We start from the raw sequence: 13497 nt of genomic DNA on the forward strand, positions 1-13497 counted from the left end.
AAGGAGGTCGCCCGTGCCGTCCCCCCTGCGCGTCGCCATCGTCGGCGGCGGCGCGATCGCGAGCTTCGCGCACATGCCCGCCTTCCAGGAGCTGTCTGACGACATCGAGGTGGTCGCCGTCGTGGACGCGACCGCCGAGCTGGCCCAGGCGTTCGCCGACCGGTTCGGCGTGCCGTACGCCTCGGACGACCTCGAAGGCATGCTCGCCGAGGTACGCCCCGACCTGGTCGACGTCTGCAGCCCGCCCTCCCTGCACGCCGCCCAGGTGGCCGCCGCGCTGCGCGCGGGCGCGTGGGTGTGGTGCGAGAAGCCGCCGTGCCTGTCGCTGGCCGAGTACGACGCCATGGTCGCGGCCGAGCAGGAGGGCGGGCCGTACGCGGCGATCGTGTTCCAGCAGCGCTTCGGCTCCGGCGCGCAGCACCTGCGGCGGCTGATCGAGAAGGGCGCGCTCGGCACGCCGTACGTCGCGCACTGCCAGACCACCTGGTACCGCGACGACGCCTACTACGCGGTGCCGTGGCGCGGGCGCTGGGAGACCGAGGGCGGCGGCCCGGCGATGGGCCACGGCATCCACCAGCTCGACCTGCTGCTGGAGCTGCTGGGCGAGTGGAGCGAAGTGCGCGCCATGGCGGCCAGGCTGGCGCGTGACGTCGAGACCGACGACGTCACGACCGCGCTGGTCCGCTTCGAGTCCGGCGCCCTGGCCACGGTGGTCAACAGCGTGCTGTCGCCGCGGCAGGTCAGCCACATACGCATCGACCTCGCCGACGCCACCCTGGAGCTGACCCACCTGTACGGCTACACCAACGACGACTGGACCTGCACCCCGGCCGAGCACGCCGGCCCGATCGAGTGGCCGCCCGCCGAGGACGAGCCCACCTCCCACCTGAAGCAGCTGCGGGCCCTGGTGACGGACCTGCGCGCGGGCCGGCGGCCCCGGGCCAGCGGCCGGGACGGGCGCCGGTCGCTGGAGCTGATCACCGCCATGTACAAGGCGGCGCTGACCGGCGGTACGGTACACGCGGGCGAGGTGGGCCCCGGCGATCCCTTCTACCGCAGCCTGCACGGCGACACCCCCGGATGGAGCCCTTCATGAGCGCGATCGTCTTCGAGGCGCACGGCGTGGAGCTGATGCGCTACGTTCACGAGCCCGACCCGCAGCCGTTCGAGGCGCCCAAGCCGTACATCCACCCGATGCGTACGCTGGCCGGTGACGTGGTGACCTCCTACCGGCCGCACGACCACCGCTGGCACAAGGGCCTGCAACTGACCGCCTCGCACGTGTCCGGCCAGAACTTCTGGGGCGGCGGCACGTTCGTCCGCGAGGAGAAGCGCTACATCGACCTGGACAACAACGGCACGATGCGCCACGACAGCCTCGACGTACGCGAAGACGGCCTGTCGGGGCAGCTGACCTGGCGCAGCTCGCGCGGCGAGCCCTGGGTGGAGGAGCGGCGCGAGCTCACCGTCGAGGCGGTCGATCCGGCCAACGGCTCCTGGGAGCTGGTCTGGCACACAACCCTCACCGGCCTGCGTGAGGAGCCGCTACGTTTCGGCAGCCCCACCACGCACGGCCGCCCGCTCGCCGGATACAGCGGCCTGTTCTGGCGCGGCCCGCGCTCGTTCACCGGCGGCGAGGTGCTCGGCCCCGACGGGATGGGCGGCGAGGAGATGATGGGGCAGCGGGCCCGCTGGCTGGCCTTCCAGGGGCGGCACGACGAGGTGGACCGGTCGTCCACGCTGATCTTCGTACCGGATCCGGGGCCGGAATCGCACTGGTTCGTGCGCAGTGGCCCGTTCGCCGCCGTCAATCCCTCATGGGCCTTCCACCAGGAGTTCGAGCTGGCGCGCGGGCAGACGATCGCCCGCCGCTACCGGATCGTGCTGGCGACCGGCTGGTGGGGCACCGAGCGGATCGAGGAGCACCTGGCCAAGCGCCGAGCCGCCGACTAGCCGCTGACTCGCCGGCTGGTCGCCGAGCCGCTGCTGATCACCGGGCGCCTGGCTAGTCGCCGAGCCGCTGGATCCGGTCCTTGAACAGGGTGGTGGCGATGGCGGCCCGGTGCGGCTGGCCCTTGATGAACGCCTGGGCGAAGCTCTTGGCCTGGTCGTAGGAGACCTTGGCGGGCAGCGGCGGCTCGTTCGGATTCACCTCCACGTCCACCAGCGCGGGCCCGTCGTAGGCCAGCGCCTGCTGGACCGCGGACACGAGGTCGCCCGCCTTGGTGACCTTGGCCCCGAACCCGCCGCAGCCCCGGGCCCAGCCGGCGAAGTCGCCGGCCGGCTCAGGGAAGCGCACACCGTGCTCGGGGTAGCCGAGGACCATCTGCTCCCAAAGGATCATGCCGAGCGAGCGGTTGTTGTTGATGACGACCTTGACCGGCAGCCGCTGCTGGGCGGCGGTGAGGAACTCGGCCATGAGCATGGCGAACCCGCCGTCGCCGACGTACGCGATCACCTGCCGGCCCGGGTAGGCGTGCTGCATGGCGTTCGCGTACGGCAGGCCGGGCGCCATCGAGGCCAGGTTGCCCGACAGGTAGAACGCGCGCCCGCCGCGGATCGTCCAGTGCCGGGCGGCCCAGGTGGCGATCGTGCCGCTGTCGCAGGTCATGATGGCGTCGTCGGCGGCCAGGTCGTCGAGGACCGACACCACGTACTGGGGCGCGATGGGGTCGCGGTCGGCGTTCTCCAGCGCGTCCATGTCCTCACGCCACTTGACCATTTGCTTCTGATATTTCGCCAGATGGGCGTTCCCGTCGCGGGCGGAGAGCAGCGGCAGGAGGGCACGCAGGCCCTCCTTGGCGTCGCACACGACCGGCACGTCGGTGGCGATCCGCGCCCCGGCCCTGGCGGGGTCGGCCTCCAGCTGCACGACCCGCGTCCCTCCCGGCTCCGGCAGGAACTTGGAGTAGGGGAAGTTGGTGCCCACCATGAGCAGGACGTCGGCCTCCTCCATCAGGTCCTCGCTCGGCCGGGTGCCGAGCAGCCCGATCCCGCCCGTCGTGTACGGCGAGTCGTCGGGGACCACCGCCTTGCCGGGTAGCGTCTTGACCACCGGCGCGCCGAGCGCCTCGGCGACCGCCAGCACCTCGTCCCTGGCGTGCAGCGCGCCCGCCCCGACCAGGATGGCGGGCCGTTCGGCCGTGTTGAGCACCTCGGCCGCCCACTCGATGTCCTCCTGGCGGGGGATCCCGGCGGCCTCAAGGTAGACGGGCGCGGTCTGCGGGGTCCTGGCGGGGGCGACGTGCTGCCAGGGGTCGGCGTCCGCGTCGGCCACCTGCAGGTCGTTGGGCAGCGTGAGGTGGGCGACCCCGCGCCGCGCGTAGGCGGTGCGGATCGCCACGTCCACCAGCGCCGGCAGCTGGGCCGGATTGGTGATCATCATGTTGTACTCGGCCACGTCCGCGTACAGCCGATCCAGCTGCACCTCCTGCTGGTAGGCGGTGCCCAGCACGGAGCTCTCCTGCATCCCGGTGATGGCCAGCACGGGAGCGTGGTCGAGCTTGGCGTCATAGAGCCCGTTGAGCAGGTGGATGCCGCCGGGGCCGGAGGTGGCCAGGCAGACGCCGATCCGCCCCGTCGCCTTGGCGTAGCCCGTGGCCATGAACGCGGCGGCCTCCTCGTGGTGCACCAGGACGAAGCGCACCTTGTCGCGATGGCGTCGCAGGCCCTCCATGATGCCGTTGATGCCGTCGCCCGGCATGCCGAAGACGGTGTCGACGCCCCACTCGGCGAGCCGCTCTACCAGGGATTCCGCTGCTATGCGTGCCATGACCCCGGCCCTACCCTCGACCGAAGTAGACAGACCCTTTGACCAAGCATGCGATGAATTTCGTTGTCATTTCGGGAGAATTCCCAGGCTGCGGGTAGGGGCGGGGAATGCACATTCTGGTCACGGGCGCAACCGGCATGCTGGGCAAAGCAGTAGTGCCCACACTCCTCAGGACGGGTCACGCGGTGCGGGCGTTGAGCCGCCAGGCGCACTCGGGCCGGGACATCGAATGGGTATGGGGTGACCTGACTTGGGGCAAAGGCGTGTACAGCGCCGTGCGGGACGTCGATGCGATCATCCATCTCGCCACTTTCGCCCGTAAGGCCCACCGGGCCGGCTCCGTCGATGTAGCGGGTACCGCGGTGCTGCTCGACGCGGCCAAGGAAGCCGGGGTGCCGCATTTGGTGTTCACCTCGATCGTCGGCGCCGACCAGGCCGCGACCGGGTATCTCGAGGACAAGCTCGAAGCCGAGCGGCTGATCAGGGAGAGCGGGGTCGGCTGGACGATCCTGCGCTGCACCACCTTCCACCAGCACCTCGACCAGCTGCTCCGGGAACTGGCCGCCGCCTTCCCCGCGATCCCGGTGGACCGCACGCTCCCCTGGCAGCCCGTGGACCGCTCCGAGGTCGCCGTGTATCTGACCGACCTGGTCGCCGCCGGTCCCGAGCGGGGCGTGATCGAATATGGCGGGCCCGAGGTGATCGGCATGGACGCGGTGGTCAGACCCTGGCTGCAGGCCAAGAGGCTGCGCCGCCTGCTACTGCCGGTGCGCTATCCCGGCGGCAGGTGGGCCGCCCAGCGGGCCGGCTGGCACACCACGGACGCCACGCCGCTGGGGCGGATCACCTGGCGCGACCACCTCTTCCCCGCACCGCCCGAGCCGTCGGACGACTTCGCCGTGGAGCACACCGCCTCGCCGACCAGCCCGGCCACCCAGCCGGACCTCGACCCGAACTCGCACGTCTACGGCGGAGACGACGGCTACGAGCGCCCGACCCGCGCCTGACCCGCCCGCGCCCGCCCGACCCGCGCCTGACCCGCCCACACTCGACCGACCCGCGCTCGACCGGCCCGCGCTCGACCGGCCCGCGCCTGACCCGCCCTTAAACGGTCCAGGGGTCGTAATCGACCTCCAGCGGCTCCTGGGCCGGTCGCTGGGCCTCCGGGACGTGCTGGAGGTTGACCCGGATGCGATACCACACGCTGCTGCGCCCGCGCATGCCGTCGACCAGCACATCGGCAGGCTGGAGGTGGCCGGCGACCTCGGCGTGCCTGGCCTTCCACCGCTCGAACCCGGCCAGCGCCTCGTCCTTGTGCTGCGCCCTGGCGATCTCGACGACGGGAAGGTCCTCCCGCTCGGGGGCAGGCCCCTGCGACTCGGCCAGCTCCAGCAGCGACTCCAGGCCGCCCGCGTGCAGGTCCATGTCCGCCCACGGGTCGCCCAGCTCGGCGAACCTCTTGGGGACCGTGTCGATCGTGTGGTCGCCCGGCCGGCAGCCCGGCACCTCGTCCCAGGTCAGCGGTGTGGAGACGCGGGCGTCGGCGACCGGCCTGACCGAGTAGGCGGAGGCGACCGTACGGTCATAGGCGTTCTGGTTGTAGTCGACGAACACGCCGTGCCGCTGCTCCTTCCACCACCGGCTGGTGGCCACCTCGGGGGCGCGCCGCTCCACCTCCCGGGCCACCGCCTCGGCCGCCCGGCGCACCTCGGCGAACGTCCAGCGCGGCTCGATGCGGGCGTACACATGAAAGCCCCGTGATCCCGACGTCTTCGGCCAGGCGGTCAGGCCGTGGTCGGCCAGCACCTCGCGGGAGACCTGCGCCGTGCGCAGCACGTCGCCCCAGCGCACGCCCGGCACCGGGTCGAGGTCGATGCGCAGCTCGTCGGGGTGGGCCAGGTCGGCGGCCAGCACCGGGTGCGGGTTGAGGTCGACGCACCCCAGGTTGACCGCCCACACGATGTGGGCCGTCTCCGTCGCGACGACCTCCTCGGCACTGCGCCCGGAGCGGTAGCGGAGCTCGGCCACCTGGATCCAGTCGGGCCGCTTGGCGGGCGCGCGCTTCTGGAAGAACGCCTCCTCCTCGATCCCGTGCACGAACCGCTTGAGCACCATCGGCCGCCCGCGGACGCCGCGCAGCGCGCCCTCACCCACCGCCTGGTAGTAGCGGATCAGGTCGAGCTTGGTGTGCCCGCTGGCGGGGAACACCACCTTGTCGGGATTGGTGACGCGGACTTCACGCCCTGCGACCTCGATGTCAGGCATGAGGGTCACGATACGGGGCGCCTCCGACAGATCAGCTTCGGCTCCGCGCCTCCCAATAGGCCGTTTCCCAATAGGTCAGGCCGAGCCGCCGGTACGTGGCGATCGCCACCCGCCGGTGCTCGTCCGCCTCCTCGGTACGCCCCAGCCGTACGGCCAGCGCCGCGAGGACGTCGCGGACCGAGCCCCAGGCGCCGCTGCCCATGCCCATGACGATGAACTGGTCGGCTACCGGCAGCAGCCGCTCGTACAGCTCTTCCGGGTCCGGGGTGCCGAGCCGGGCGGCGATGAGGCCCCAGGCCGGGAACAGGAAACCCCCCGACCAGTCGTCCCGCAGCTCCGTGCCCCAGCGCGCGATCAGCGCCCTGGCCAGTTCCTCCTTGCCCACGTCGAGGGCGGCCAGGATGGCGAGCGGCCGCATCGGGATCATCTGCGGGAGGTCGCTCGCGGCGATGAGGTCGTCGATGATCTCGGCCACCCTGCCCTGGCCGCGTCTGCACGTGTAGAGCGTGGCCAGCCGGCGGGCCTCCGCGCCCCACGGGCTGGCACCGTACTTGAGGTCCGGGAAGTCGGCCACCAGCGCCTCCGCCTCGGCCCAGCGGCCGTGCAGGGTGTGTCCGCCCGTCTGCGCGACCCGGACCATGGCTTCCAGCTCGGGGCGGCGTACCTCCTCCAGGACCCGCTCGCAGCGGGCGAGCTCGCGCTCCCACTCGGCCAGGTCCCCCGCGCGGAGCAGGCAGGACATCCGCAGGCCGCCGGCCACCAGCCGGGCCTCCCTGGTCAGCCCTGGAATGGCCAGCATCTCGTCGGCGGCGCGCAGCCGGGCCGGGTTGTTCCCCATGACGAACCCGGAGATCAGGTAGTTGTTCAGCGTCCTGGCCAGCAGCGCCGGGTCGCCCAGGGCGCGGGCCAGCTCCACGGCGTCCGCGGCGAGCAGTTCGCCCTCGGCGCGGCGGGGTCCGTAGTGCAGCTCGACACCGAGCGTGCCCAGCAGCGTGGCCCTGGCGTGGTCGTCGAGCGGGCCCGCCAGCAGGTCCTCCAGGACCGACACCATCTGCTCATCCACCACGCCGTACGGCCGCCAGTTCCACACCGACAGCCCGCCGAACGCCGATACCGCCGTCACCAGCGCGTCGCGGTCGCCGAGCCGTTTGGCCGCCGCGATCGCCTCTGTCAGGTCGCGCATGGCGCCGTCGGCGTCGCCCACGGTACGTCGGGCCTGACCGAGCTCGGTCAGCAGGTGGCAGCGATCGGCCGAGTCGCCGGGCGGCAAGTGCGCGACCGCCAGCTCCCAGAACGTGACCGACTCGGTGTAGCCGTGACGGGCCACCGCCTCCCGGGCCGCGGCGACGGCATAGGCCACAGCCCGGTCCGCGCCGCCCAGCTTCGCGGCCGCGGCGAAGTGGCCGGCGAGCTGCGCGGGGTCGGCGCCGGGCATGGTCTCCAGGTACGTACCGGCCCTCAGGTGCAGCCGGGCTCTGGCCAGCCGGGTGAGGCCCGCGTCCAGCGCCTGGCGTACCAGGGCGTGCGAGAAGCGGTAGTCGGCGGGCCGCGCGTCCTCAGTCAGCAGGCCGACGGCAAGGGCGGGCTCGGCGAGGGTCATGACCTCCTCGACCGGCCGCTCGGTGAGCGCGGCCAGCAGGTCGACGGTCACCTCGCGGCCGGCCACCGCGGCCGCTCTGAGCAGGTCCTGCGTGGCGGCGGGCAGCCGGGCGAGCCGCCGGTCGATGACGTCGCGGGCACCGGCCGGGACCAGGTCCCGCTCGCTCTCCGGCAGCAGGAGCAGCTCGGTCAGGTAGAACGGGTTGCCGCCCGAGCGGTCGAGCATCGCCACCGGATCCGCGTCCACATGGCGCAGACGCAGGTAGTCGAGCACCTCGCCGGCGTCGAACGGGGCCAGCGGCACCCGGTGGCTCTCCCGCGCCAGCGCGCCCAGCGTCTCGCGCAGCTGCTCGGGGTGGTCGCCCGGCTCGGGCCTGAGCGTGACCAGGACGAGGGTGGAGGTACGGGCGAGCTCGCCGGCGACGTGGCCGAGCAGCCGCAGTGACGAGACGTCGGCCCAGTGCACGTCCTCCAGCACCAGCAGGAGCGGGCCACCGCGCAGCCGCGACACCACGTCGTCGTACAGGTCGAACAGCTCGGCCTGCGGTTGCGCGGGGATCAGCCCGGCCTGGGTCCAGGGCCAGAAGGGCGGGGCCGTCTCGTCGTCCAGGCAGCGCCCCCAGACCGTCTGGAAGCCACGCGCGGCGGCCACCTCGGTGGCGGCACGCGCCAGGCTGGTCTTGCCGATGCCCGCCTCGCCGGTCACCAGCAGCAGCCCGCCCCTCCCCCGGCGGGCCTCGGCCAGCAGCTCCTCGACCAGGTGCAACTGTCCGTCCCGCGCGATCAGCCGCTGAGCGCCCGTGCCTCGACCGCTGACCGAGTCGTCCGCCGACGCGCGCCGCCCCGCGAAGCGGTCGTCGGGAACGGGAGCGGTGAAGGCGGTCGGGGCGGTGAGGCCGGGTGCGGTGAGGGTCATCAGGTCGGGCGACTGGTCGAACACCGCCTGTTCCAGCCGCTTCAGCTCCGGTCCCGGCTCGATGCCCAGCTCCCCGTCAAGCAGCGACCGGACCCGGCGCAGCGCCCCGAGCGCGTCCGCCTGCCGGCCCGCCCGGTAGAGCGCCAGCACCAGCAGCGCCCAGGCCCGCTCCCGATAGGGATGGGCCTCGACCAGCGCCTCCAGATCCGGCAGCCCGGCCTCGCCGAGCGCCAGCCGCGCCTCGAACCGGTCCTCGGCGGCTCCCAGCCGCAGCTCCTCCAGCCGGTGTACGGCCCGCCGCGCGAACTCCAGGTCGGCGAACTCCCCCAGCAGTTCGCCCCGCCACAGCCCGAGCCCCCGGTCGAGCACTTCCAGCGCCTCGGCGTACCTGCCGCCCCGCAGCACCCGCCGCCCGTCCTCGGCCAGCGCGGTGAAGCGGCCCGCGTCGACCTGTCCCGGCGCGATGTCGAGCAGGTAGCCGGGCTCGCGGGTGAGCAGCAGGCGGGGCGGCGTACGCGGCTTCCTGCCGGGTTCCAGCACCCGGCGCAGGTGGGAGACGTACGCCTGGAGGGTCGCCGTCGCCTTGGCCGGCGCCTCCCCGGCCCACAGCTCCTCGATCAGCCGGTCGAGCGGTACTACGCGCCCTGGTGAGAGGGCCAGCACGGCGAGCACGGCCCGCTGCTTACGCGTGCCGAGATCGAGCCGAACACCATCGGCGGAGTCGACCTCAAGCCGGCCGAACAGACGGACATCCACAAACCCCAAGTCAACCCCAAATCCCCCTCAAATGGTAAAACGCACACTTGGTCCCATGAATGACATCCAAGTGAACGGCAACCTGCTGCTCCCCGGCGACGCGGGCTTCGACGCGGCCCGCAAGCCCTGGAACCTGGCGGTGGACCAGCCGGTGCGCGCGGTGGTCGAGGCGGCCGACGCCGACGACGTGGCCGCCGTGGTGAGCTACGCGCGGCTCAACGGCCTGGCGGTCACCGCCCAGCCGAGCGGCCACGGCGCCTCCGGCGACACCGACGGGACGATCCTGCTCAAGACCACACGTCTTGGCGGCGTGAGCGTCGAGGACGGCGTCGCGCGGGTCGGCGCGGGCGTGAAGTGGGGCGAGGTGCTAGCGGCCGCGGGCCCGCTCGGCCTCACGGGCCTGGCGGGCAGCTCACCGGTGGTGAGCGTGACCGGCTACACCCTTGGCGGTGGTTTGAGCTGGTTCGGGCGCAAGTACGGCTTCGCGGCCGACAGCGTGCGGGCCTTCGAGGCGGTCGACGCCACTGGGGACCGCGTCAGGGTGACGGCGGAGTCGGATCCGGAGCTGTTCTGGGGGCTGCGGGGCGGTGGCGGCGACTTCGCCTTGGTCACCTCGCTGGAGTTCGGCCTGCACCCGGCCCCTGAGCTGTTCGGCGGGCGGATGATGTGGCCGGTCGAGCGGGCTCGGGAGGTGTTCGACGCCTTCGCCGAGACCACCGCCGAGGCGCCGGAGGAGCTGACGCTCTGGTTCGACCTGCTGAAGTTCCCCGGCGCTCCGGTGGGGTACGTCGCCGTCGACGTCACCTTCCTCGGCGAGCACCCCGGCGCCCTGCTGCGCCGCTTCGACCGGATCGGCGGGCTGATCAGCGACACCCGGCGACCGACGCCGGTGGCCGAGCTGGGCTCGATATGCGCCGAACCCACGGACCCGAGCCCGGGATCGGGCCGGTTCGAGCTGCTCACGGGGCTGGAGGGCGTGGCGGACGTGCTGCTCGGCGCGCCGATCGATCCGCTGATCAGCGTGCAGGTCCGGCACCTGGGCGGAGCGCTGGCCCGGCCCGCCGAGGGTGGCGGCGCCGTAGGGCATCTGGCCGAGCCGTACTCGGTCTACATGTTCGGCCGGCCGTCGCCGGACACGGCCGAGCGCGTCACCGACCTGACGAAGGCGCTCGTGCCGCACACGAGCGGGCGTAAGACGTACACGATGCTGACTCAGGGCGAACGCGCCGCGTCCGCCTTCCCCGCGAGCACGCTGGCCCGGCTGCGCGACCTCAAGCGGGCCCGCGACCCGTACGGAGTGATTCGTGCGAACTTCCCTGTACTGGGGTGATCACGGGGTCGCTAGAACGTGCCGTGGCGGCCCGACCGCCGAGTCGCTAGAACGTGCCGTGGCGGCCCGCGCCCGCCGCGAAGCGGGCCGCGCCGCCGACCGCGTCGGGCAGGGACACCAGCCCGTGGCGCAGCTCGTTCCGCATCGCCTCCCGCTCCGGCAGCCCGTCCTGCTCCAGCGCCGACAGCCGGTCGCCGCGCAGGCAGGTCTGCGGGAAGCCGGCGATCTCGCGGGCCAGCTCCTCCGCCTGGCGCCTGGCCGTGCCGGTGGGGACGACGCGGTTGGCCAGGCCCATCTCGTACGCCTCGCGGGCGCCGACCGGACGGCCGGTGAGGATCAGGTCCATGGCCCGGGAGGTGCCGATGAGCCGCGGGAGCCGTACGGTGCCGCCGTCGATGAGCGGCACGCCGAAGCGGCGGCAGAACACCCCGAACACCGCGTCCTCCTCGGCCACCCGCAGGTCGCACCAGAGCGCCAGCTCCAGCCCGCCCGCGACGGCGTGCCCGGCGACAGCGGCGATGACCGGCTTGGACAGGCGCATCCTGGTCGGGCCCATCGGCCCGTCGCCGTCCTCGCCGACGTGGTTGTCGAGCGTCTTCAGGTCGGCGCCCGCGCAGAACATGCCGCCCTCGCCCCACAGCACGGCCACCGCGGCGTCGGACTCCTCGAACGCCCTGAACGCGTCCACCAACGCGTCGGCGGTCTTGCGGTCGACCGCGTTGCGGACCTCCGGCCTGCTCAGTATTACGGTCGTGACCTGGCCTTCTCGCTCCATGCGTACGGTCATGGCTGCCTCCGTGATGGGTGGTCGCCGGAACGTGAGCGTACGGCGGCGCCGGAGGTCACGCCAGCGCCGGATACGGCCACCCGTATCTGGATTTTAGTCCCCCAGACGGTCGAGGAGGTCAGGGCGGCCCGAGCACGTCGTCGGCGACCAGGGCGCGGGCCGTGTCGGCGAAGTACTGCTCCGGGGCCGTGGGGGTCAGGCCGAGGATGACGCCTTGGCTGAGGCCGACCAGCAGGGCGCGCAGCGCGGTGGCCAGGCGGTGCGCCTGCTGAGCGGTGAGGGCCGCCCCGTCGTGCGGTCTGCCGGTCAACAGGGCGGCCAGGCGTTGTTCGTGCTCTCGTACGGAGGCGGCGAGCTTGGGCCGTAGCTCGGGGTCGCGTAGTGCCAGGTCCTGCAGGCTGATCTCGAACGACAGGTCGCCCAGCGCGTCCGGCTCCTCGCACAAGCGGTGGTAGTGGCGGGCGAAGACCTCCACGGCTTCGACCAGGTCAAGGCCGGGGGTGACGGCCTGTTCGATGCCGTCGTAGTGCGGGCCGAGGTAGTCGGTGACCAGGGCGATCAGCAGGCCGTTCTTGCTGCCGAACAGCGAGTAGACAGCGCCGGTGGTCAGCCCGGCCTGTTCGGCGATCTCCTCCAGCTTGGCCCGGTGACCGTCTCTGGCGACGATCTGGTGCGCGGCCGCCAGCAGGGCCCGCCGGTTGCGTTCCTTGGCCTCCGCCCTTGTCATTCTCATAATCTTATTATTACCGTAATCTCATTATGAATGTTGCGGAGTACATGAGCCGGGTTCCCGGCTACCCGGCGTTCCCCACCGTCGACGCGCTGCGGGCCGAGCTGGAGGAGCTCACCGCCGCCCATCCCGACCTGATACGGCTGCGCCGCATCGGCGCCTCAAGGCTCGGCGAGCCGCTGCACGCCCTCACCATCGGCACCGGGCCGGCGGACGCGGTGGTCATCGCCGGGCCGCACCCCAACGAGCCGGTCGGCGCGCTGACCGTCCTCACGCTGGTCAGGCTGCTGTGCCAGGACCCAGGACTGCTGGGCTACCGCTGGCACCTGGTCGCCTGCGCCGACCCGGATGGCGCCCGGCTGAACGAGGGCTGGTACGGCGAACCGGGCGACCGCCGCGCCTATGCCGAGCACTTCTACCGCCCCGACCTGGCCGACCAGGTCGAGTGGACCTTCCCGCTCGTCAGCGGCGACTACCGTTTCGACCGGCCACTGCCGGAGACGGCCGCGCTCATGCGCCTGATGGACGAGGTACGCCCGTCGCTGGTCTGCTCCCTGCACAACGCCGAGTACCAGGGCGCGTTCTTCTACCTCAACCGCCGCGACACCGTCCTGGCCGAACGGCTGGCGGGCCTGCCCGGCATGGAGGGCCTCCCGCCGCACCACGGCGAGCCGGAACTACCTGGCGCCGAACCGATCGCGCCCGCCGTCTTCCTGACGCTGGGCGGGGCGCGGGTGGGCGCGGCCTTCGGCGCCGGCGGCAGCAGCGCCGACTACGCCGCCAGGTTCGGCGCGCTCCACCTGATCACCGAGGTGCCCTCGTGGACCGACCAGCGGGTGGCCGACCGGAGCGCGACCGACCGCACCTACCTAGAGGTGGCCACCAAAGCGGCGGCGGCGCGACGCGAGCTGATCGAGACGCTACAGGCGGGCATGCGGGCCGTCACCAGCGACCTGACGGTGCGCTCCCCGTTCCGCCGCTCGACCGAAAGCACCCTGGAGACCTTCCGCAAGATCGCCGACCTCGAAGAGGAAACTCTGCCCGAGCTCGATCGGCCGGCCACGGTCGCCGAAGAGTACTCCCACTGTCAGACAACGCACATGCTGCGGCTGCGCCTGGTGGGGGTGTTCCTGCGCATGCTGGACGCCGAAGTGGCCGCCGGCAACGTCACACCGGCCATCCGGCGCCAACGCCACCTGCTCGCCGAACGCTTCGACCAGTGGTACGAACAGGCCGAGACCGACTCCCCCGGCCCGCCGATCGAGCCGCGCAGGGTGGTCGCGGTGCAGCTGGGCGCCATCCTGACCGCCGCCGCCCGCCTGACAGAGCGGGAGGCGTGAAT

Annotated in this window: 10 protein-coding genes; 5 read left to right on the forward strand and 5 right to left on the reverse strand. The window is 72.5% G+C overall.

The window, feature by feature from the left end:
* Positions 1-13: 13 nt before the first annotated feature.
* Both ACIBO2_RS42955 and ACIBO2_RS42960 read left to right on the forward strand, forming a co-directional pair.
* On the forward strand, positions 14-1096 hold the full coding sequence (locus ACIBO2_RS42955) for a Gfo/Idh/MocA family oxidoreductase (RefSeq protein WP_358182992.1): 1083 nt from the start codon (positions 14-16) through the stop codon (positions 1094-1096).
* Complete coding sequence (locus ACIBO2_RS42960) at positions 1093-1953, forward strand: PmoA family protein (protein WP_358553413.1); 861 nt, start codon at positions 1093-1095, stop codon at positions 1951-1953. The genes ACIBO2_RS42955 and ACIBO2_RS42960 overlap by 4 nt, the downstream gene beginning before the upstream one ends.
* A 52-nt stretch (positions 1954-2005) precedes the next feature.
* Here the strand turns inward: ACIBO2_RS42960 and ACIBO2_RS42965 are convergent, their stop codons facing one another.
* Positions 2006-3772 (reverse strand): thiamine pyrophosphate-dependent enzyme, encoded by a 1767-nt coding sequence (locus ACIBO2_RS42965; RefSeq protein ID WP_397304053.1) that lies wholly within the window; start codon positions 3770-3772, stop codon positions 2006-2008.
* A gap of 107 nt (positions 3773-3879) precedes the next feature.
* On the opposite strand from ACIBO2_RS42965, the gene ACIBO2_RS42970 reads away from it, so the two are divergent.
* Positions 3880-4779, forward strand: coding sequence for an NAD(P)H-binding protein (locus ACIBO2_RS42970; RefSeq protein WP_358553417.1), 900 nt, complete (start codon positions 3880-3882; stop codon positions 4777-4779).
* Positions 4780-4876: 97 nt separating this feature from the next.
* On the opposite strand, the gene ligD is transcribed toward ACIBO2_RS42970, so the two are convergent.
* Both ligD and ACIBO2_RS42980 read right to left on the reverse strand, forming a co-directional pair.
* Positions 4877-6037, reverse strand: coding sequence for a non-homologous end-joining DNA ligase (gene ligD, locus ACIBO2_RS42975; protein ID WP_358553419.1), 1161 nt, complete (start codon positions 6035-6037; stop codon positions 4877-4879).
* Positions 6038-6068: 31 nt separating this feature from the next.
* Positions 6069-9308 carry a BTAD domain-containing putative transcriptional regulator gene (locus ACIBO2_RS42980; protein ID WP_397304054.1) on the reverse strand — a complete coding sequence of 1080 codons (3240 nt, stop codon included), beginning with the start codon at positions 9306-9308 and terminating at the stop codon, positions 6069-6071.
* Between the two features lie 55 nt (positions 9309-9363).
* Here ACIBO2_RS42980 and ACIBO2_RS42985 point away from each other — a divergent pair, with 55 nt between their 5' ends.
* A complete protein-coding gene (locus tag ACIBO2_RS42985; protein WP_397304055.1) occupies positions 9364-10638 on the forward strand; it encodes an FAD-binding oxidoreductase in 1275 nt (424 codons plus the stop codon).
* 46 nt (positions 10639-10684) lie between these two features.
* On the opposite strand, the gene ACIBO2_RS42990 is transcribed toward ACIBO2_RS42985, so the two are convergent.
* Both ACIBO2_RS42990 and ACIBO2_RS42995 read right to left on the reverse strand, forming a co-directional pair.
* Positions 10685-11425: a crotonase/enoyl-CoA hydratase family protein gene (locus ACIBO2_RS42990; RefSeq protein WP_397304056.1), complete on the reverse strand. Its 741-nt coding sequence runs from the start codon at positions 11423-11425 to the stop codon at positions 10685-10687.
* Between the two features lie 118 nt (positions 11426-11543).
* Positions 11544-12152, reverse strand: a complete 609-nt coding sequence (locus ACIBO2_RS42995; protein ID WP_397304057.1) for a TetR/AcrR family transcriptional regulator — start codon at positions 12150-12152, stop codon at positions 11544-11546.
* Positions 12153-12184: 32 nt separating this feature from the next.
* Here ACIBO2_RS42995 and ACIBO2_RS43000 point away from each other — a divergent pair, with 32 nt between their 5' ends.
* The gene (locus ACIBO2_RS43000) at positions 12185-13495 is read left to right on the forward strand and encodes a M14 family zinc carboxypeptidase (RefSeq protein ID WP_358553429.1); all 1311 of its coding nucleotides are present in this window, start codon (positions 12185-12187) and stop codon (positions 13493-13495) included.
* Positions 13496-13497 lie beyond the last annotated feature (2 nt).

Source organism: Nonomuraea sp. NPDC050022 (genome assembly GCF_044460705.1).
In the GTDB taxonomy this organism is placed as follows: domain Bacteria; phylum Actinomycetota; class Actinomycetes; order Streptosporangiales; family Streptosporangiaceae; genus Nonomuraea.

Bases quoted from the DNA above. Each gene is read 5' to 3' on its own strand.
- ACIBO2_RS42960 (WP_358553413.1), top strand. From the start codon at position 1,093: ATGAGCGCGATCGTCTTCGAGGCGCACGGCGTGGAGCTGATGCGCTAC.
- ACIBO2_RS42965 (WP_397304053.1), bottom strand. From the start codon at position 3,772: ATGGCACGCATAGCAGCGGAATCCCTGGTAGAGCGGCTCGCCGAGTGG.
- ACIBO2_RS42970 (WP_358553417.1), top strand. From the start codon at position 3,880: ATGCACATTCTGGTCACGGGCGCAACCGGCATGCTGGGCAAAGCAGTA.
- ligD (WP_358553419.1), bottom strand. From the start codon at position 6,037: ATGCCTGACATCGAGGTCGCAGGGCGTGAAGTCCGCGTCACCAATCCC.
- ACIBO2_RS42985 (WP_397304055.1), top strand. From the start codon at position 9,364: ATGAATGACATCCAAGTGAACGGCAACCTGCTGCTCCCCGGCGACGCG.
- ACIBO2_RS42990 (WP_397304056.1), bottom strand. From the start codon at position 11,425: ATGACCGTACGCATGGAGCGAGAAGGCCAGGTCACGACCGTAATACTG.
- ACIBO2_RS42995 (WP_397304057.1), bottom strand. From the start codon at position 12,152: ATGACAAGGGCGGAGGCCAAGGAACGCAACCGGCGGGCCCTGCTGGCG.
- ACIBO2_RS43000 (WP_358553429.1), top strand. From the start codon at position 12,185: ATGAATGTTGCGGAGTACATGAGCCGGGTTCCCGGCTACCCGGCGTTC.